Below are 18,433 nucleotides of genomic sequence, written 5' to 3' on the forward strand. Positions count from 1 at the left end.
CCGAGCGATGCACTTTTATTTCTGCGTAATATTTGTTTAAAGACGCTTTTATCCGATAGGGTTTTCATGAAAAAATTAAACATCACATTCTTGTTTTCTTTGCTTATTCTTAACTCTGGATGCGCTCAATTTTCTGAGTCAGAAAGAATCCCCGCTTCTGGAGCAACAAATATTGTTTCAACTCCCAAGAGCATTGGTTTTATCTTTTTAGGGAAAACAAAATCATTAAGAGAAGAGATCTCTTCGGCCAAGTATGTTTTAGGCGAAGACATAGAGCGCGATAGATTAATCCAAAAAGACTGGACGCCAATTGGCGACTTCATTGTCAGACCTGGAACAGTTTTAAAACTGACAAAAGACACCTATATGTACACCAAGGCAGCAGACATCATCCGCGGTGTCGATAAAAATAGCGCGCTTTTTCTAAAAGAAGGCACTAAGGTGCGCATTCTTCAATACAACCAAAGCTCTCTGACGGCCACGACGGCCATAATTGAAGTAATAGACTAATTCTCACACTGCAACATTCTACTTATTATCTTCATTTTTTCTAAATATCTTAATATAGTATTGGGCATAACAATTTTTTGGAGATTTTATGAAGAAGAGTTTATCCCTGATCGCTATGTTGGCCGCAGCACTTGTGGTTTCAAGCTGCGCAAGCAACAAAACAACATCTGAAAAAGTAGAACAAGAAGTAAAGGCCGTTCCTGCTTCAATGACAAAATCAATTGAGCACACTGTAAAGGAACAAATCCAGACGTCTACTCTTTCTCAAGACAAAAAAGACAAACTTCTTGCTCTTGAAGAAAAAGCAGCAGCTGAGCGCAAAGAAATTACAGAAGAAATCGAAAAAACAAAAGTTGTGATGATTGAAACTGTTCTTGCTCCAAAAATGAACGAGAAAGAGTTCAATTCGCTAAGAAGCAAAATCATAGCTCTTGATAAAAAGAGACTGGACAATGGTTTTAAAACTCTAAGAGAAGTTCGTAAAATCATCGACCCAAAATCAGCAGATCACCAAGAAATCTACAAAGCAGTTATTGAAAACCGCCTAAGAGGCTTCTAATATCAAGGCCCGCTTTAAGCGGGCCTTTTTTTTGCAATCTTTTCTCTTAAGGAATAAACCTTAGGGGATAACAATGGATTTGCGCTCTTCTGAAAATTTCTGGCCGATCAAAAATGGACTTTTGGGGATTTTTCCCTCACTCAAGCAATCACTCAAAGGCGACATTGCCATCATGGGGGCCGGTATTTCCGGGGCCATCATGGCCGACGCTCTCTGCAAACTTGGATTTGACGTCATCATGCTGGACAAGCGCCACTGTGGATTTGGCAGTACAGCTGCAAGCACTGCCCTCATCCAATATGAGATCGACACTCCCCTTTATGAATTAATAAAAAAACGCGGAGTCAATCATGCCGTCCAAAGCTACAGGCTTTGTGTCGAGGCCATCGGGCATCTTGAAACCCTGGCAAAACAATTTCCCCAAACCGGATTTAAACGTCATCCAAGCTTTCAATTTACTTCCTCAAAATCTCATCTTCACGACCATCAAAAAGAAGAAGAACTCAGAAAGCTCTACCATATTTCAGACACCGAATGGCTCACCTCTGCCGATATCAAAAAAATGTTCTCTTTTAATAAGCATGGGGGAATATTCTCAAAGGACGGAGCTGTTCTTGATCCCTTTCAGCTCACGTATGCTCTTATCTCCTCTCATCATAAAAAAAACCTGCGCGTCTTCGACAACACAGAGGTGCTCGATATCATCCACCACCAAAAAGGCGTCACTTTACAATGCCATTCAGGTTTGAAGATTGAAGCTAAAAAACTCATCATTGCCTGCGGGTATGAATCGCAAAAATATCTTCCAAAACAAGTTGAAATTCCCAAAACAACTTATGCGATTTTAAGTGAAGTCATGGATGAAAAATTCTTCTGGCACAAAGAATCCCTTATCTGGGAGACTGCAACTCCATACCTCTATCTAAGAACAACCGGTGATAAACGAATCCTCATTGGCGGAAAGGATGACCCCTCCCACAATCCTCGAAGACGGGATCAAAAACTTCCGATAAAACAAAAAGCTCTCGAAGAGAGTTTCAAAAAACTCTATCCGCACATCCCCTTTAAAACTGATTTTTCATGGGCCGGAATTTTTTGTGGCACCAAAGATGGACTGCCTTACATCGGGGCTATTCCCGAGAGGAAAAATACCTACTTCTCATTGGGTTTTGGTGGAAACGGAATCACATATAGTTTGATTGCCGCTCACATTATCGCCGATCTAATCCAGGAAAAGCGCAATGAAAACGCTGAGATTTTTACTTTTAACCGGGATTAAATTCTTTTAATTCGTTTTAAATTTCTTCTTAATCTCCCGAGAGCAAGATGGCCTCATGAACAAAGCCATTCATGGTGAGTGACTTTCATCGAAGGAGAGATTTATGAAAAATGCACTAGTTATTATGGCCTTAACACTTTCATCAATGAGTGCTTTTGCTGGAACAAAAGTTGAACACAATAAAGAACTAAGAAAAGCGGCCTACGAATCATGTAAGGCAGAAGGCAAAATCAAAAAAGAATTAAAAAACTGCGTGAAAGAAAAACTGGCCCAACCATCCACACAATCTACTGTTAACAAATAGTAGATCTTCTCCCCCCTCATAGAGACAGCAGTGGGAAGTAACCCTTCCCACCTTCCCTACGCGCTCTGCCCAAGATAAAAGCCTATAATATATCCAATCTCTTAGGGTAATTACCCGTCGCATATAAAGGTTTAAACTTTAAACTTCCCGAATCAAGTGATAAGTTTGCCTTATGAAACATGCAATTGATCCAAACACTTTCAAACGCTTTAGTACTCGTACCGTTGTTATTCCAGTTGTCGGCTCCTTTATCCTTTCAGGAATTTTTGTCTATATCATCTTCCAACTTTTAGCGGCCAATCAGCTGGTTGTTCAAAGTGCCCGTGTCTTAAGACAGGTCAATGAGAATATGAAGTTGATGGTTAATGCTGAAACTGGAGTGAGAGGATATTTACTCACGGGGGATGAAACTTATCTCGAGCCTTACACTGCAACCATTGAAAGAGGGCCAGAGCAATTCAATAAACTCATTGAGATGACCGAGGATAATCTTGGCCAAACCAATCGTGCTAAAGACATGCAAATTGCATTCAATGCCTGGAATAATGAATATGGCGCTAAGGCCATCGAGTTAAGACACACTAACAAAGACATTGAAAAACTCCTTCCTGCCGCTGAAGGGAAAAAACGCATGGATGCAATTCGTGCCATCTTCACCCGTTTTGATGAAGTCGAAACCACTCTTCGCGACAAAAGAAATCAAGAAACACAGGATACGATCAAACTCGCCCTCTCTGTTATCCTTGGTTGTAGTATTATCGGTGGAATCGCTATTGCTCTTTTTACCAGAAGGCAACTTACATCCCTATCATCAACATACAACAGTGTTATCCAAAAACAACTTGAACAAAACCAAGCCTTAGAAGCGCAGGAATGGATTCAAACTGGAAAAACTGAATTAATGGACAGTATCAGCGGAGACATTTCAGTTGAAGAACTTTCAAATAGAGTTCTTCAGTATCTCTGCAATCGTATCGATGGAAAAGTTGGAGCACTTTACAATGCCGAATCAGGTATGTTGCGCAGAACGGGCACCTATGCTTTTACCAAAGACCCGGAAACTGCCATTGTAAAATTTGGTGAAGGACTAGTTGGGCAAACTGCTCTTGAGAGACGCCTCATTGTGATCTCTGATATCCCAGAGCGATACCTCACTGTCTCTTCAACAGTCATGTCTGCAAAACCAAATCAAATTGTTCTACTTCCACTTATCGCAGAAAAAGCAATTAAAGGCGTTTTGGAAATCGGATTTCTTGACCATGTTTCAGACAGAGTGCTGGAGTACTTAGACGAAGTCGCTGACAGCATCGCGATCGCTCTTCGCTCTGCTGAGTACCGCGCGACTTTAAATAATCTTCTGGAAGAATCACAAAGACAAACAGAAGAGCTTCAGGCGCAGCAAGAAGAGCTTCAGGCCAACAACGAAGAGCTTGAAGAGCAAACCAATGCTCTTAGAGAGTCTCAGTTAAAGCTTGAAACACAGCAATCTGAGCTTGAACAAACGAATCAGCAGCTGGCAAAACAAAGTATTGAGCTTGAAGCTCAGTCCGATGAAGTCAATCGCAAAAACGAAGAGCTTCGTCAGGCGCAGTTAAGACTTGAACACAAGGCCCGCGAACTTGAGCAATCGAGCCAATACAAGAGTCAGTTCCTGGCCAACATGTCTCACGAGTTAAGAACGCCGCTAAACAGTACACTAATTCTTTCTCAGCTTCTCCTTGAAGATAAACGTCAAAGGCTGGGCGATGAAGAAAAAGAATTTGCTCAAACTATCTTCTCTTCGAGCAACGACCTACTCAACCTGATCAATGACATTCTTGATCTTTCAAAAGTTGAGGCCGGAAAAATTGATCTTGAGCCAGAAGATATTATCATAAGAGATTTCTCTGACAGCATGGAAAGACTGTTTAAACCAATTGCTCAAAATAAGAATATTGAATTCAAAATCAACATTGCTCCTGGCACTCCTGCTTCTATTTTCCAGGACCGTCAGAGATTAGAGCAAATCTTAAAAAACTTAGTATCAAACGCGATTAAGTTCACCGACAAAGGTTCAGTCACCATTCGTATTATGACCAGAAATGGCCGCATTGATTTTTCAGTCATCGATACAGGAATTGGTATTCCATTCGAACAACAAGAGATTATCTTTGATGCTTTCAAGCAGGCAGACGGGACAACCAGCCGTCGTTTTGGTGGAACAGGCCTTGGGCTTACAATCTCTAAAGACCTGGCAAAACTTTTGGGTGGCACTATTTCCGTTAGCAGTGAACCAGGAAAAGGAAGTGTCTTTACTCTTAATCTTCCCGAAAAACACGATGCCGATGCTCTTTCAGAAGCAACTCTTCCATCGCGTTTAGAAAAATCCGTTATCACACCTACTCCAGTCATCACTCCAAAAGCGAAAGGGCCTCTTCCTCCAATGGAGTACAGTCCTCTTCCTTTTGAGGATGATAGAAATAGAATTAACGACAAGATTAAAATCCTTTTAGTTGTTGAAGATGACACTAACTTCTCTAAAATTTTATACGACCTGGGCCATGAACTTAAATTCAATTGCCTTGTGGCACAGAGTGCAGATGAAGCTTTAAAAATGGCAGAAGAATTCTTACCGCAAGCGATTCTGCTAGATATGCATCTGCCAGACAGAAGCGGTCTGACGGTTATTGATGATTTAAAATACAATCCAAAAACCAGCCACATCCCTATTCACATTATCTCTGCTTTGGACCATGCCAACATGGCGCTTAAAATGGGAGCTGTTGGTTACCTGAAAAAACCGGTTTCCCTCAACGACATCAAGATGGCCATTTCCAAAATGGAAGAAAAACTCACTCATGGGCTAAAGAAGGTTCTGGTGGTTGAAGACAATAAAGTTCAAAGAGAAAGCATTAAAGAACTTATTCAAGACAAGACGGTCGAAGTTATTATGGCAGAAAATGCGACAAGCGCTCTTGAATCTCTAAAGAAGCATTCATTCGACTGTATGATATTAGATTTAAATCTTCCAGGTATGACAGGGTATGAACTCTTGGAAAAAATGACTGCGACTGAAGGCATCTACTCCCCTCCAGTTATTGTCTACACAGGAAAAGACCTTTCTAAAACAGAAGAGCAAAAACTACAAAGATACTCGCAGTCCATTATTTTAAAAGGTGCTCACTCGCCTGAAAGACTTTTCAGCGAAGTCAGTCTCTTCCTTCATCAGGTAGAAGACAAACTTCCAAAAGAGCGCCAGAAGTTGCTACAAAAACTTCGCAGCAGAGAAAAAATCTTTGAAGGAAAAAAGATCCTCCTGGCCGACGATGACGTCCGAAATATCTTTGCCCTAAGTGCTGCGCTTGAAGGACAAGGTGCGGTTATTGAAACAGCAAGAAACGGAAAAGAGGCCCTGGATAAAGTGAAAAGCGACCTGGGAATTGACCTGGTGTTAATGGATATCATGATGCCCGAAATGGACGGATATACGGCCACCAGAGAAATCAGAAAAGATCAGCGATTCGCAAAACTCCCTATCATTGCCGTCACCGCTAAAGCGATGGCCGATGACCAGGAGAAATGCCGTGAGGCCGGCGCCAATGACTACCTGTCAAAGCCAGTTGATTTAAACAAGCTCCTTTCTCTTTTAAGAGTGTGGATGCCGCAAAACGGACGAATATAAACAATGATGGAAGGACAAGTCTTCGACATTGAAGTAAAGCTTTTTATTGAAGCAGTCTTTATGAAGTACAAGTACGACTTCAGACAGTACAGTCTTGCCTCGGTTAAAAGAAGACTTTCCAACGCCCTTATCACTCACAATATAAAAACCATATCAGCTCTTCAGGAAAAAGTTCTACATGAGCCGGAGTTTTTTACGGCCATTTTACAACATATGACCATTTCAACCACAGAAATGTTCAGAGACCCTTTATACTTTAAAGCTTTCAGAGAAAAAGTTGTTCCCTACCTGAAGTCTTATCCATCGATTAAAATTTGGGTCGCTGGCTGCAGCACTGGAGAAGAAGCTTATTCATTTGCTATCATTCTTAAAGAAGAGGGTCTTTTAGAGCGTGTGATGATTTATGCTACCGACATCAACCCTCTCTCTCTCGAGAGGGCACAGCAAGGTATTTACCGACTGGAAGATATCAAAAAGTACACGCAGAACTACCAGCAAGCCGGTGGACTACATGCTTTTACTGACTACTACACTGCCGACTACAATGCAGCGGCGATAGATCAGTCATTAAAAAAGAATATCATCTTCGCTGACCATAGCTTGGCCACAGACTCGGTGTTTTCTGAAATGCAGTTTGTCTCATGTCGAAACGTACTCATTTATTTTGATAAAAAATTACAAAACCGTGCCATCACTCTTTTTCACGACTCCTTGTCGATGAAAGGATTTCTGGGAATTGGTTCAAAAGAAAGCTTAAAATTTTCTTCAATGAGCTCGGCCTTTGAACCATGGGCCATCAATGAGAGAATTTACAGGAAGCTTAAATAGATGAAACACCACAAGCCTCACATTAAGGCCATTTTTATCGGTGCTTCTGCTGGTGGTGTGACTGCGCTCAATGCACTTTTCAAAAACCTTCCAGAGCATTTCTCTATTCCCATGATTGTTGTCCTGCATTTAGGTGAATACCAGTTCATCCCTAATGCCTTTTATGCTCCTCCAGGGATAACACTCAAAGAAGCTGATGAAAAAGAGCCCATTATGCCTAAGCATATTTATTTTGCCCCGGCCGATTATCACCTTCTGGTTGAGCACGATTTTACTTTCAGTCTCTCGACTGAAGAAAAAGTCCAGTATGCCCGTCCCTCACTCGACATTACAATGGAGACGGCCGCTGAAGCTTATAAAAACTCTCTCTTAGGAATCGTTCTTACAGGTGCCAATGAAGATGGAGCTCATGGCCTATGGACAATTAAACATTTTAAAGGACTCGCGATCACTCAAGACCCTCGCGATGCTCAATACCCGACAATGCCTCAAGCGGCATTTAAAAAGGCCAAACCGGATTATGTCATGTCTATTAAAGAAATGAGCACTTTCCTGGCCGGATTAGAAGGAACATTATGAGTACTGAAAACACCATCAACATCCTTATTGTTGACGACAAACCTGAGAACTTGATTTCTTTGGAGAACATTCTTCAGGAAAAAGATGTTAACATCTACAAAGCTCAGTCTGGAATCGAGGCCCTTGAACTACTTTTAGTTCACGGCTTCGCCCTCGCTATCCTCGATGTTCAAATGCCGGAAATGAACGGCTTTGAACTGGCAGAATTGATGCGTGGGAAAGAAAAAACCAAATCGATTCCTATCATCTTCGTGACCGCCGGAGCTATTGATGCCCAACACACTTTCATGGGATACGATGCCGGTGCCGTAGATTTCTTATACAAACCACTGGATATCAGAATTGTAAAAAGTAAGGTAAAAGTTTTTAAAGAACTCGAAAAACAAAAGCTCATTATTCAAAATCAAATTGACCAGCTCTCGCAGGCACTTAAGTGGCGCGACGATTTCCTCTCTATTGCTTCTCACGAATTAAAGACGCCGATCACTTCTCTTCGCCTGCAAAACCAACTGGCGATGAGGAATTATGAAAAAATGGACATGAAAGCTTTTACTTCTGAAAAGCTTAAAAAGATTTTCACGAACTCAGGTAAACAGCTCGATAAACTTACCCACCTGATCGATGACCTGCTGGATGCTACAAAAATCCGTGCAGGGACTCTGACAGTGGAGCCTATTAAAGTAAACTTCGCAACTCTGATGACTGAAGTACTTGACCGATACTCTGACCAATTGGGGGCCATGAAATCCATTAAGATCGATATCCAGGACCCGGTCATGGTTTATTGCGATCCTTTTAGGGCCGAGCAAGTTGTAGTGAACCTTTTATCCAATGCCTTTAAATACGCTCCGGGCTCTAACCTTGAAATCTGCCTAAAACAAGAAGGCGCCAGTGCCATTTTAAAAATCAAAGATGAAGGCCCAGGAATTCCAAAAGAAAAACTTCTATGCGTTTTTGAACGTTTTAAAAGAGGTAGCAACAGTGAACATGTCAGTGGTTTGGGATTAGGTCTCTACATTGCAAAGCAGATCATGGATGCTCATCGCGGGGCCATTGCCGTAGAAAGCAACTTGGGTAAAGGAACAATGTTCATTGTCTCTTTCCCTGCAGTTAGCGAATAAAAGGCATTAATTTTTTTTAATCCCAATTAAATATCCTATTAATATCCTGAGCGCACTATGAACTCATCAGATTGGCCATTCACAACGAGTGACTAGAGACACACAGGAGATAGATATGAAAAATGCACTAATGATTGCTTTAGCTTTAACTTCAATGACTGCTTTTGCCGGCACAAAAATCAACAGAGAACAAAGAAAAGTAGCAGTTGAATCATGCAAAGCTGAAGGAAAAACAAAAAATGATTTAAAGGCATGTGTTAAGGAGAAGTTAGGTCAGCCATCGGCCACGCAGCCAGCTTCGAAAGCCCAGCACTAAGTAATTAGCTTCTGGCACTCTCCTTTTTAATCGGCGGGGAAGGCTTGTTCTCCTTCCCCGTCTTTGTCGTGAATTAAGCTCCACAACACTTCTTAAATTTCTTCTGACTTCCACATGTGCAAGGATCATTGCGACCGACTTTCGGTTGATCACGCATGATCGGTTTTAAAGGTTCATGATGATGGTGATTGCAATGAGGTCCGTGAATATGAACGTGACCATGGTCGTGTGCTTTGGTCTCTTCAGAGACTTTTTCTTGTTCTTTAGTTGAATTCATTTTGACTCCGTAACAAAAACTAAAAAAGAAAAGGCCGGAAAACCGGCCTTTCGTATGGATCTATTTACCGTGACATTTTTTATATTTCAAGCCGCTTCCGCAAGGACATGGCTCATTACGACCAACTTTCGGAGTTTCTCTGACGATTGGAGTAAGAGGCTCGTGCTCTACTTCCGGCCCTTGCTCGTGTCCATGTGGGTTTGGATCATCATGCATAGTCTTAGCGATTTTTAGTTTAAGGAAATCGTTTTGTTCGATTGTCTTAATGTTTTTATTTTCAGTTCCTACTGGAATTGAAATCGTTTTTGCCTCAGGAGCTTTTTTAGCTACTGGCTTTGCTGCAGGCTTTGCTACTTTTTTTGGAGCTGCTTTTGCTTCAACTTTTTTAGCTGGCGCCTTTAATGCTTTTGTTGCTGGCGCTTTTTTCGCTACAACTTTTTTTGCTGTTTTTGTTGCTGCCTTTTTTGGAGCTGCTTTTTTTGCGACTACTTTTTTAGCTGCTTTTTTAGCAGTTTTCTTTTCAGTTTTTTTAGCAACTTTTTTTGCTGCCTTTTTTGGTGTTGCTTTTTTCGCAGCAGCCTTCTTTACAGTTTTCTTTACATTTTTCTTTGCTGCTTTTTTTACAACTTTTTTAGATGCCGCTTTTTTTGCTACTTTCTTCTTCACTGCCATTTCGATTCTCCCGTAGAATTAAAACTCATAGCCACCTACAAGTATGCTACAGGGGGCGATACTGGTCAAAATTTATTTATGACACTTCTAGTTGTTCTTGCCATATTTACAAATGAATTGCAATATTCGGCAAAGTCAAATAATGCAAATCAATTGCAAAAAGGACAAATTATGCCTACGGCACTCAACTCTATAACATTTGAAGAACTCTCCACAATTCATCAAAAGGAATACAACATTGCTCTTATGAGTGTCGCTCCCTTTGAACCTCAAAACATAAAAATTTATTTGGAGAAAAATTTCGAAGAACTTCCCCAAATGTTCAAATGTATCATTTCAAAAGACAATTTCGATGAATCAATCAAGCAACTAGATGAGATTTTCTATATTCTTGACGACAACGAGGAAAAGATGGAATTCATCAATTACATCAAAACTCTGACTTTCCACTATGCAGATATCTCAGATGCTCCCGACCTGGGGCTCAACCTGGAAAAAGTCCAAGGAGATATGTGTGAGTACTTTCATTGTGATATGAATTCCTTGAGACTTGTCTATAACCTCATCGGAACAGGCACACTTTGGGCCTATGAAGAAAATGTGAGACGTGAAAACTTAGGTAAAGGAAGAAACGAAGAGGTCATTAAAAACCAAAACCAGATCCAAAAGGTTTCACCTCAAACGATCACACTTTTAAAAGGTCACGCCCACCCAACGGCTTTCAACCAGACCATCGCACATGCCTCTCCTCCGGTATCTGTGACTAAAGAAAAAAGAGTCTTGCTAAGAATCGAATCAATATTCTAACGAGACATCCCGGATAGTATTGTAACATCTCAAAAACGAAAGGTTTTACTTATTGTCTTTTTTACATACGGGCTACCCGATCCCAATCCCTTTAGTTAAGGTCACATCAAATTATTCAACTGATGAGACCCTATGAAAAAGCTATTTCCATTTTTAATAATGCTCATGCCTCTTGTCTCTTTTGCTGAGACCAAATTATCGGCCGATCTTACTATCGACAGTCTTCGTTTCCAGCGCCCGGTTAAAGGTGTGGGTAAAGCTGGAACTCTGATTTTTAAGAGTGCCAATGTAAATAACAACGGCATTATCCTAAACATCAATAACGTAAATAACTTTTTTGATTCACAAATTTTTATCAGACCAACTTTCCTTGGTTTTACGACTCAATTTGGAAACTACGGTTTCACTCTGGAAGCTGGGAGCCTTTTAGGAACGATCAACACTCTTGAACTTACCAATTCAAAACTTATTCTTGATGAAACTCAACTCAATCTTGCCGGTGAACATGTGGCCTACGTCGATGCAGAAAACAGCATCAATATGAAAAATTTCCGCCTTTACTGCCAGACTCCAGTGTTGGAAGGAACACCTGGCGGAAGTTCAAACGACATCATGGAAAACTGCGCGAGCTATTTAACTCTTAACGGAAGTTATGCCCTTGCAAATGACACTGCCATTCTTGAATACAAAGGCCTCAACACATTAACAGGTGATAAAACCACACTAAAATCAAACGTAAAGTCTTTTGATATCAGAAAAGATAAACTCTCTTTCAAGCTGGATCAGACAGAAACTGTCAGTAACGGCACCTACATCATTAAGACCAGTCAGGTTGTCGCTGATTGTGCAAAAGACCCTGCTCTCAAAGAACTAAACATTGAGAAGCTTCAAAAAGACTGTTTAAACAAAATCAAAGTGGCCCCTATGAAGGCCAACTTGATCGACAACGAAGCTAAGAGTAAATTTGACCTAGATATTAAAGACATCACAGTTCAAGATAAGATTGTTTATCTTTCACTTAATAACGGGGCCCTTTCTGACCCGGCATCAACGACTTTTATCAATGACATGTTATTAAACTGCAAAAAGGAAACTGACACCGACTTGCTGGAACTAAACCAGGTTCTTAAAGACTGCACGACATACGCCCGCATCTCTATTGGCGAAATTAAAACGACAAAACCAGATGACAAAAAAGGAAGCTCGATTAAAAAAATCGCTATCAGCTCTTCTGCTGGTGATTTGATCGTTCAGGCCGACGTTAAGATCCTGGGGTTTAACTCGCGCGTTTCAATTTATGGGCTAGTGAACTTCAATGAAACTAAAAATGAGCTGGTTATTACAGTGACTGATACAAAGCTGCCTCTGGGCTTTACATCTGTCAGCATGCTTATGTACTTTTTAAAGAGAAGTTTAATTTCCAAAGATATTAAATATAATAAAAACGTTATCACTATCGCTATGTAAGGACTTTTATGAAAAAAATGATTATCGCTCTTTCTCTTGTTCCAACACTAAGTTTTGCAGGCCTTTACAACTGTTCAGGCGCAGGCTTTTCAATTGACGTTTCTGCGAATCCTTCCGAAATGAAAATTGTTGGAAATGGATTTAACACTGTTACTCAGAACTTAAAAATGACAGCGACATTTGACACTGTCTTTGCTGCTAACACGACAAATCCAGCGGCTTCAGTTCGTTTAACAATTAAAGACTCAAGTTTTGCCAATCCGGGAGACCGCTTTACTTCAAGTGTGCAGGTTTCATCTGCTCAAGGTGTAAAAGACTACGTCGGACTGACTTGTATTCGCGGAAACGAATAATCGATCCTAGGATTTCTCTTGAGAGTCTCTCTCCCATAAGAGATAACCAGACATTTTTCTAAATGGTCTTGCCCACTCTTTTCCTTTAATGGCGGCGACAAGCTTAAATATGAGAGGAAAAGGAGTGGGCCTTTTTAGTTCTTCAGAAAGTTCATAATAAAATCTCTCTTGATTTAACTTCCATCCTTTTGACTCAAAAAACCTTTCCAGTTTTCAGGAATAGGCGTAAAAGCCTGAGCCAATAGATTCAAGTGTATTAAAAATGAGTGCCTGAATTCGCTCATCAATTGGATTTGGATTTTTTAAATTTATTGTTTCGGGAGGTATAATATTTTTTGCTAATTCATAAACCCTAAGGCTTGAAAGGTGATTTTTTAGCTTAACTTCGTTGTTTCTTTTCGGAAAGGTCTCTGCATTTTAAGAATCATTTCCGAATCTTTCGGAATGTTTCCGAAACTTTCCGAAAGGTTTGCCATCTCGAACTCATATTTTTCCGAAAACGAGATAAAACTAGCGTAGTCAATAAACCAATCTCGCCCGACTTTGATTGCTTCGATCTTTTTTTTGTTTGATGAAATTTAAGACCGTTCTCTCGCTCAAATTAAGGAGTTGAGATGCTTTTTTTACTGAAATTTCTTTACCTGATTTTTTCAAAACTTCTCCATCCATGGATTTTTTTCAATTTTTAACTTCGCGAGTTCTTTTCCGAATCATTCGGAAATTTTCGGAAACTGACTCAGTGCTAATTCGGAAACTTTCCGAAATGTTTAACTTCTCAAACTTTTTCTACTCAGTTCAGTCTCAATTCCTAGTTCAAAAAAATCTCCCAAGAACCAAGAGTGCTTCGCACTTCCAAGGGGCTTACGCCCTCCAAGAACTTGCCTCAAGGGCTCTCCACATTATCCTCATTTCGCTGCGCGGATAAATGCACATTACGGGACGAACACACAGCGGAAGCCCATGCCCGTGCCCGTATCCGTAGGAGCGTTGCCCAAATGCGACACAAACACGCCCGCGTTCACGCCGCTGGCCCAGCTGCCACCGCGTAAGACGGCACCACCAGTGTAATTAAACGCCCCGTACCCCATGCCACAATAGGGTGAGCTTCCTGGAGTTTCACATATAGTGCCTGAAGCAGCCCCATAACGAGTTTGTCTTATATCACCACCACTCATAGTAGAAATATATCCATCGGCTCCATTAGAGACGTTAGAGTCGTTTGTTACCCATTCCCAGACGTTGCCAGCGAAGTCCCAGATCACGTTTTCGTTTGAAAGCGTGTGGGTACGTCTTTGGCTGTTCCAAGTTGAGCTCGAACATGTCTCGCCTGTTCCAGAACAATTTCCATTTACATCATCTGCTGAAGCGGCAAGCGGGTTTGCAGGGGTACCGTCTGAATGACCTCGGTTTAATTGTCCAGAGGCGACAGTTCCAGAATCCCAATTGCTGGCAACTCCTGCAATGTTTCTCGCTATCGTTTGCCACTGATCGTTTGAAATCATATCGTAACCAGAGCCTAGTGCTTGGCATTTACTTCTAGAAGTTGGGCGGTCAATACTTACCCAAGGTGTTCCGGTCGCTTGAGACACTGCAGTTCCATATCCATCGTTTTTCATTTCATATTTGGCGACACAGAATTGCTTAGGAAAATATGTAGTATTGGCCGGAACTAAAATATAATTTGTCGGGCAAGTGACAGCGGGAGTTGAAACCACGCTATCGACATAGGCTTTATTAGCTACTTGGTTTGCTGTTGATGGGTTTGGAACTCCGTCAATTGTTCCAATGGTTAATGTGCCACCTGTAGTTTTTAAAGTTGTTCCATTAAGGTCTGTAATTTGCTTTTGTAGTTTTCCAAAGGCAGAAAGAATCGAATCCGTTGCAGTGATAACGGCGTTAGTTGCTGTTGATAATCCATCAAGTAAAATTGCTCTTACATCTGCCGCCAAAGTTGAAGTGTTTTGTTTGTTCCCAAGATCAGTCGTGAGGTTTGTTATTTTACTTTGGGCGATTGATCCAGCAAGATCAGCATCAGCTATTGTTCCATCTAAAATATGAGTTGATGTAACTGAGCCTGTGCCAAGTGTTCCTTGTTTAGCATTTAATTGAGTTTGAATGGAGCTAGTTACTCCTGAGAGATATCCAAGCTCTGTACCTGTAACAGAGCTTGCGACAACAAACCCACTTCCATCGGTTGCAAGTGCTTTACTAGCACTTGGTGCTCTAAGATTTAATCTTGATGGATCAATGGTCTGCACACCTGTTGTTGACCAATCAACAAATGAACCGGTACTATCAGTTACACAACTTAAACTTGTTCCATTTGCTTTTAATACTTGTCCAGCTCCACAAGTCGGAAGCGTGGTTTTAGCAAATGCTGTGACGTTTGGATCAGTTTCTGTATAAGTGTTCGCGGCATTTACCCAATTCGTCCCATTAAATTTTAAGAACTGGCCATTTGCCGGTGCTGAAATAACAACGTCACTAAGATCATTTAAGTCTGCTGTAATATTACCTGTTCTTCCAAACACGCTCAGAATTGCTTGGGAATTATCTATGCGATCAAATGTTGTTCCGTTAAATACATGCCAGTCACCTACTTGATAAGCACCGCCTGCGACACTCACAATCCAATATTCGCCTGCGGTTGTTGCCGCTGGGTCTAAAGAGTTAGCATCCCATGATCCTCTATAATCTAGTCCGTTCACATTTTTTGGCTTCCATTTTTGCGTAACCGCATCGTAAGCTAAAACCTGTTTATCAGTTGGTGTGATGGTACAATCAAAACCTTTCCCACCTAAGAGTGAATCACATAAAGAAAAATTCACGGTAAAAGTTGAAGCGGCCTGTGCGTTTGAAAAAATAAAATCAAATATTTTTCCTGCGGCAAAAGTCACATTCGACATTGTATTGGCAATGATCGTTGTTGATGTAAGGGATTCAATTTGTAAATTTGTGTTGGTACTTCCCTCTTTAATTTGAAAGCCACTTACATTGGTTAAATTTGTCCCCGTGATAACAACTTGATGATTTACTACTTGGATATTTGAAACGGTAATGTTTAGAGATTCTTTCGGCGTGGATTTTTTTGCCTTTTTTAAATTTACTTCGACTTCGTTTTTGCCTATGCAACTCGATACTACAGCGACAACTACGATGTAGCTTAATAGCTTATAGGGGGTGAGTGAGTAAGTGAGCGCAATTACCAAGCCATTCTTACCACCAACTCGTCCTAAAATCGTTTTCATAGCATAACCTTTATTTTTACAATTTCACTTCTTCCTTTCAATTATCGTTCATAACCAAGTAATATTTTAAGGAAGAATTGTGGATTTTAAAAATCAGGAACTTATTGCCGAATTATTGCAATCTGAAGAACGAGACCAAAATGGTTCTGACAACGTTTAGTGGCGTTTGAGGTGAAATATTAATGCTTTTTTATTGGAAGCCTTTGGGACTTCCAATTAAAAGTAAATTTCAGTAAACACTTATGTCATTGAATCAATATTTCCTTTTATAAGAGTCAACTTTTCATCTGATAGGTCTAGAATTTTCTGAGTACAATTGTCAATGATCACATCTCTTGTTATTTCGGCCAGTAATAAACGACTCATCGACTTGAGTTGAACCTGCGATTATAATTCCATCAACTGGAATTTTTTCACCAGGTCGAACGACAACAATATCTCCCAGAATTAAATCATCAATCGACATTTCAACTTCGCTGCTTTGCCCACGTTTTACTCTGGCAATATCCGGTCTCAATGACTGAAGTGCTTTTATCGCTGCAGATGTTTGTTGTTTTGCTTTTGATTCAAGATATTTTCTAAAAGTACTAAAGTAATTACAACAGCGGCACTTTCAAAATAAAGTGGTCCTAATCCATCATGACCGGCATGTTCACCATATAGAAATAAATGATACAAACTTAATCCATAAGCGGCAGTCGTTCCGAGCGAAACAAGCAAATCCATATTTCCTGCACGTACTTTAACTGCCTTCCATGCAGCTTTATAAAAGCGAGCTCCTAACCAGAATTGTACCGGTGTTGCCAGAACTAACTGCAGCCACCCGAAAGCATAAAGTCATACCCAAAAGGTTCAAAAATCATTGGTAAAACTAAAGGTGCAGATAACAGAGTTGCAATTAATAATTTAAAAAGTTCTTTTTTTAATAGTTTTTCTTTTTCGTTAATTTCTTCATTAATATTAGCTTTAGGCCTAGATGCTTTGTAACCAGCCTTTGCAATGAGTCTGATAATATCTTCTTCACTGAGCAAGCCTTCTACGTACTTGATTTTCGCTTTCTCTGTAGCAAGATTGACTGAAGCGCTGATCACACCTTGATCTTTAGCAATACTGACTCTATAAGATTTACGCAACTGGCACAGGTCATACCTTCTACTTTAAATTCATACATAAACTTCTCCTTAAATAGCATCCCCCCCCATGGGTATATCTGTAAAAAATACGACACATCGAAGGGAATTATGACATTCCCTCTCAAGTGTACGATTTTATAGATTAATTTTATTTTAAAGTAGAGGCGTTTGCTTCTTCAATGCTTAGTATGTATTCGAGCTGATGCTCAATTAAATCTTTTCTAGCTTCTAAATACTCTTCTGTTGCTTCATTAAGGGATAAGGCCTCTTTTAGGCCAATTTTAAATTCTGAAAAGGTCCTTTCCATAATATCTTTAGATAAATTAACTTTCTCTTTTGAGATTTCTATCATTGTTTTTAGATGATTTAAAGAAACTAGAAGTTTCTCTTCATTAGATGCTAGTTCCAGCGCTTGTTGCTTATTTCTAAGTTGCGCCGATACAAGCTCTGTTTTTTTGATTTGATCTTCAATTGAGTCGACATTCTTTTCACTAAGTAATGGAAGAGTAACTCTTAAACCGAATACCTGCTTATCGTCATCTTCTTCAAGAAATTCTCCATTTACATGATTTGTGAATGAACGTTCAGCATAAAAATTTACTCTTGGCATGCGCCAAAGACCTGAAAGTTTTTTTTCTGAGATGGTTTGTGACTCCAGCGATTCTGCCAATGCCAAATCAATTTTCCTTTGCCCTTGCTTATATTCAAACTTGCTAATATCAAAACTTCCAGCAACCTCGATTTTTTCATTGGGGTCTATAGATAATATTTTACGAAGATTGCTGTAAACTAATTTAAGCGCGTTTTCCTCTTTGATTCTTTGTTCTTTTAAATCAAGCTCTATTTTTTTGAAAATTAGCTCTTCCGATCTTGGACTTAATCCACTGGATACTTTTTTTAAGATTTGATTTCTATTGCTGCGATTAACTACTTCATGCTCTGTTAAAATCTTTATATTTTCATTAATTTTCAAAGCTTCAAAATAATATTTCCTGGCTTCAAGAATTTGTGAATTATAAGTTTTCTTTGATTGAAGCTTAGTCGATTCATAAGCGAGAGTGTTAACTTTAATTTGTTCAGTATCGCGAAAACCGTTGAACAAATTGATGTTAGCATATACCCCGGAAGTGGGTTCCTTGGAAATCCGGGAAATCTCATCACTCTCACCTTGAGCATACAATGATACTTCTGGAATAAAGGAAGTACCCAATGAAGTTACCTTAGCCTTTGAGGAATTTACACTTTCATTGCTAATCCTGACTTCAAGGTTAGACTCTATCATTTTTTGTATTTGATCGTAATCAATGATCATAAGCGCC

General features: G+C 40.1%; 19 protein-coding genes and 1 pseudogene. 12 read left to right on the forward strand and 8 right to left on the reverse strand.

Annotated features, from left to right (window positions below):
* Positions 1 to 66: 66 nt before the first annotated feature.
* The 9 genes from ACN20O_RS02125 to ACN20O_RS02165 all read left to right on the forward strand — a co-directional run bounded on the left by ACN20O_RS02125 (position 67) and on the right by ACN20O_RS02165 (position 9,157).
* A complete protein-coding gene (locus ACN20O_RS02125; protein WP_491636743.1) occupies positions 67 to 510 on the forward strand; it encodes a hypothetical protein in 444 nt (147 codons plus the stop codon).
* An 88-nt stretch (positions 511 to 598) separates the two neighbouring features.
* Positions 599 to 1,069: a hypothetical protein gene (locus tag ACN20O_RS02130; RefSeq protein ID WP_491636745.1), complete on the forward strand. Its 471-nt coding sequence runs from the start codon at positions 599 to 601 to the stop codon at positions 1,067 to 1,069.
* A gap of 73 nt (positions 1,070 to 1,142) precedes the next feature.
* The gene (locus tag ACN20O_RS02135) at positions 1,143 to 2,348 is read left to right on the forward strand and encodes an NAD(P)/FAD-dependent oxidoreductase (protein ID WP_491636747.1); all 1,206 of its coding nucleotides are present in this window, start codon (positions 1,143 to 1,145) and stop codon (positions 2,346 to 2,348) included.
* Between the two features lie 103 nt (positions 2,349 to 2,451).
* Positions 2,452 to 2,652 (forward strand): hypothetical protein, encoded by a 201-nt coding sequence (locus ACN20O_RS02140; protein WP_491636749.1) that lies wholly within the window; start codon positions 2,452 to 2,454, stop codon positions 2,650 to 2,652.
* A gap of 172 nt (positions 2,653 to 2,824) precedes the next feature.
* Positions 2,825 to 6,313, forward strand: a complete 3,489-nt coding sequence (locus ACN20O_RS02145) for a response regulator (protein ID WP_491636752.1) — start codon at positions 2,825 to 2,827, stop codon at positions 6,311 to 6,313.
* A 3-nt stretch (positions 6,314 to 6,316) separates the two neighbouring features.
* Complete coding sequence (locus ACN20O_RS02150) at positions 6,317 to 7,141, forward strand: CheR family methyltransferase (RefSeq protein ID WP_491636754.1); 825 nt, start codon at positions 6,317 to 6,319, stop codon at positions 7,139 to 7,141.
* The gene (locus ACN20O_RS02155; protein WP_491636756.1) at positions 7,142 to 7,720 is read left to right on the forward strand and encodes a chemotaxis protein CheB; all 579 of its coding nucleotides are present in this window, start codon (positions 7,142 to 7,144) and stop codon (positions 7,718 to 7,720) included.
* Complete coding sequence (locus tag ACN20O_RS02160) at positions 7,717 to 8,841, forward strand: hybrid sensor histidine kinase/response regulator (protein WP_491636757.1); 1,125 nt, start codon at positions 7,717 to 7,719, stop codon at positions 8,839 to 8,841. Before ACN20O_RS02155 ends, ACN20O_RS02160 begins: the two co-directional genes overlap by 4 nt.
* Before the next feature lie 115 nt (positions 8,842 to 8,956).
* A complete protein-coding gene (locus tag ACN20O_RS02165) occupies positions 8,957 to 9,157 on the forward strand; it encodes a hypothetical protein (RefSeq protein WP_491636758.1) in 201 nt (66 codons plus the stop codon).
* Between the two features lie 73 nt (positions 9,158 to 9,230).
* Here the strand turns inward: ACN20O_RS02165 and ACN20O_RS02170 are convergent, their stop codons facing one another.
* Both ACN20O_RS02170 and ACN20O_RS02175 read right to left on the reverse strand, forming a co-directional pair.
* On the reverse strand, positions 9,231 to 9,434 hold the full coding sequence (locus tag ACN20O_RS02170) for an SEC-C metal-binding domain-containing protein (RefSeq protein WP_142409200.1): 204 nt from the start codon (positions 9,432 to 9,434) through the stop codon (positions 9,231 to 9,233).
* 60 nt (positions 9,435 to 9,494) lie between these two features.
* Positions 9,495 to 9,581, reverse strand: a pseudogene (locus tag ACN20O_RS02175) (SEC-C metal-binding domain-containing protein); the annotation flags it as partial.
* A gap of 696 nt (positions 9,582 to 10,277) precedes the next feature.
* On the opposite strand from ACN20O_RS02175, the gene ACN20O_RS02180 reads away from it, so the two are divergent.
* From ACN20O_RS02180 to ACN20O_RS02190, 3 genes are all read left to right on the forward strand, one after another.
* Complete coding sequence (locus tag ACN20O_RS02180; RefSeq protein ID WP_491636760.1) at positions 10,278 to 10,913, forward strand: DUF1826 domain-containing protein; 636 nt, start codon at positions 10,278 to 10,280, stop codon at positions 10,911 to 10,913.
* 132 nt (positions 10,914 to 11,045) lie between these two features.
* Entirely contained in the window at positions 11,046 to 12,380 is a 1,335-nt protein-coding gene (locus tag ACN20O_RS02185) for a hypothetical protein (RefSeq protein ID WP_491636762.1), read from the forward strand.
* A gap of 8 nt (positions 12,381 to 12,388) precedes the next feature.
* Positions 12,389 to 12,733, forward strand: coding sequence for a hypothetical protein (locus ACN20O_RS02190; RefSeq protein WP_491636764.1), 345 nt, complete (start codon positions 12,389 to 12,391; stop codon positions 12,731 to 12,733).
* Positions 12,734 to 13,665: 932 nt separating this feature from the next.
* On the opposite strand, the gene ACN20O_RS02195 is transcribed toward ACN20O_RS02190, so the two are convergent.
* The 6 genes from ACN20O_RS02195 to ACN20O_RS02220 form a co-directional block, all read right to left on the reverse strand.
* Positions 13,666 to 15,639 carry an SUMF1/EgtB/PvdO family nonheme iron enzyme gene (locus ACN20O_RS02195; protein ID WP_491636766.1) on the reverse strand — a complete coding sequence of 658 codons (1,974 nt, stop codon included), beginning with the start codon at positions 15,637 to 15,639 and terminating at the stop codon, positions 13,666 to 13,668.
* A gap of 661 nt (positions 15,640 to 16,300) precedes the next feature.
* Positions 16,301 to 16,498 carry a P-type ATPase actuator domain-containing protein gene (locus ACN20O_RS02200; protein ID WP_491636768.1) on the reverse strand — a complete coding sequence of 66 codons (198 nt, stop codon included), beginning with the start codon at positions 16,496 to 16,498 and terminating at the stop codon, positions 16,301 to 16,303.
* Positions 16,499 to 16,512: 14 nt separating this feature from the next.
* Positions 16,513 to 16,707, reverse strand: coding sequence for a hypothetical protein (locus ACN20O_RS02205; RefSeq protein ID WP_491636770.1), 195 nt, complete (start codon positions 16,705 to 16,707; stop codon positions 16,513 to 16,515).
* Between the two features lie 83 nt (positions 16,708 to 16,790).
* Positions 16,791 to 17,114, reverse strand: a complete 324-nt coding sequence (locus ACN20O_RS02210; protein WP_491639307.1) for a hypothetical protein — start codon at positions 17,112 to 17,114, stop codon at positions 16,791 to 16,793.
* A complete protein-coding gene (locus ACN20O_RS02215) occupies positions 17,069 to 17,173 on the reverse strand; it encodes a cation transporter (protein WP_491636772.1) in 105 nt (34 codons plus the stop codon). The genes ACN20O_RS02210 and ACN20O_RS02215 overlap by 46 nt, the downstream gene beginning before the upstream one ends.
* 89 nt (positions 17,174 to 17,262) lie before the next feature.
* Positions 17,263 to 18,426, reverse strand: a complete 1,164-nt coding sequence (locus tag ACN20O_RS02220; protein WP_491636774.1) for a TolC family protein — start codon at positions 18,424 to 18,426, stop codon at positions 17,263 to 17,265.
* Between the last annotated feature and the right edge of the window lie 7 nt (positions 18,427 to 18,433).

It is taken from the genome of Bacteriovorax sp. As-1 (genome assembly GCF_058446905.1).

Bases quoted from the DNA above. Each gene is read 5' to 3' on its own strand.
- ACN20O_RS02145 (WP_491636752.1), top strand. From the start codon at position 2,825: ATGAAACATGCAATTGATCCAAACACTTTCAAACGCTTTAGTACTCGT.
- ACN20O_RS02190 (WP_491636764.1), top strand. From the start codon at position 12,389: ATGAAAAAAATGATTATCGCTCTTTCTCTTGTTCCAACACTAAGTTTT.
- ACN20O_RS02135 (WP_491636747.1), top strand. From the start codon at position 1,143: ATGGATTTGCGCTCTTCTGAAAATTTCTGGCCGATCAAAAATGGACTT.
- ACN20O_RS02155 (WP_491636756.1), top strand. From the start codon at position 7,142: ATGAAACACCACAAGCCTCACATTAAGGCCATTTTTATCGGTGCTTCT.
- ACN20O_RS02150 (WP_491636754.1), top strand. From the start codon at position 6,317: ATGATGGAAGGACAAGTCTTCGACATTGAAGTAAAGCTTTTTATTGAA.
- ACN20O_RS02205 (WP_491636770.1), bottom strand. From the start codon at position 16,707: ATGGATTTGCTTGTTTCGCTCGGAACGACTGCCGCTTATGGATTAAGT.
- ACN20O_RS02165 (WP_491636758.1), top strand. From the start codon at position 8,957: ATGAAAAATGCACTAATGATTGCTTTAGCTTTAACTTCAATGACTGCT.
- ACN20O_RS02180 (WP_491636760.1), top strand. From the start codon at position 10,278: ATGCCTACGGCACTCAACTCTATAACATTTGAAGAACTCTCCACAATT.
- ACN20O_RS02185 (WP_491636762.1), top strand. From the start codon at position 11,046: ATGAAAAAGCTATTTCCATTTTTAATAATGCTCATGCCTCTTGTCTCT.
- ACN20O_RS02215 (WP_491636772.1), bottom strand. From the start codon at position 17,173: ATGCTATTTAAGGAGAAGTTTATGTATGAATTTAAAGTAGAAGGTATG.
- ACN20O_RS02195 (WP_491636766.1), bottom strand. From the start codon at position 15,639: ATGTCGAATGTGACTTTTGCCGCAGGAAAAATATTTGATTTTATTTTT.
- ACN20O_RS02220 (WP_491636774.1), bottom strand. From the start codon at position 18,426: ATGATCATTGATTACGATCAAATACAAAAAATGATAGAGTCTAACCTT.
- ACN20O_RS02125 (WP_491636743.1), top strand. From the start codon at position 67: ATGAAAAAATTAAACATCACATTCTTGTTTTCTTTGCTTATTCTTAAC.
- ACN20O_RS02170 (WP_142409200.1), bottom strand. From the start codon at position 9,434: ATGAATTCAACTAAAGAACAAGAAAAAGTCTCTGAAGAGACCAAAGCA.
- ACN20O_RS02140 (WP_491636749.1), top strand. From the start codon at position 2,452: ATGAAAAATGCACTAGTTATTATGGCCTTAACACTTTCATCAATGAGT.
- ACN20O_RS02160 (WP_491636757.1), top strand. From the start codon at position 7,717: ATGAGTACTGAAAACACCATCAACATCCTTATTGTTGACGACAAACCT.
- ACN20O_RS02130 (WP_491636745.1), top strand. From the start codon at position 599: ATGAAGAAGAGTTTATCCCTGATCGCTATGTTGGCCGCAGCACTTGTG.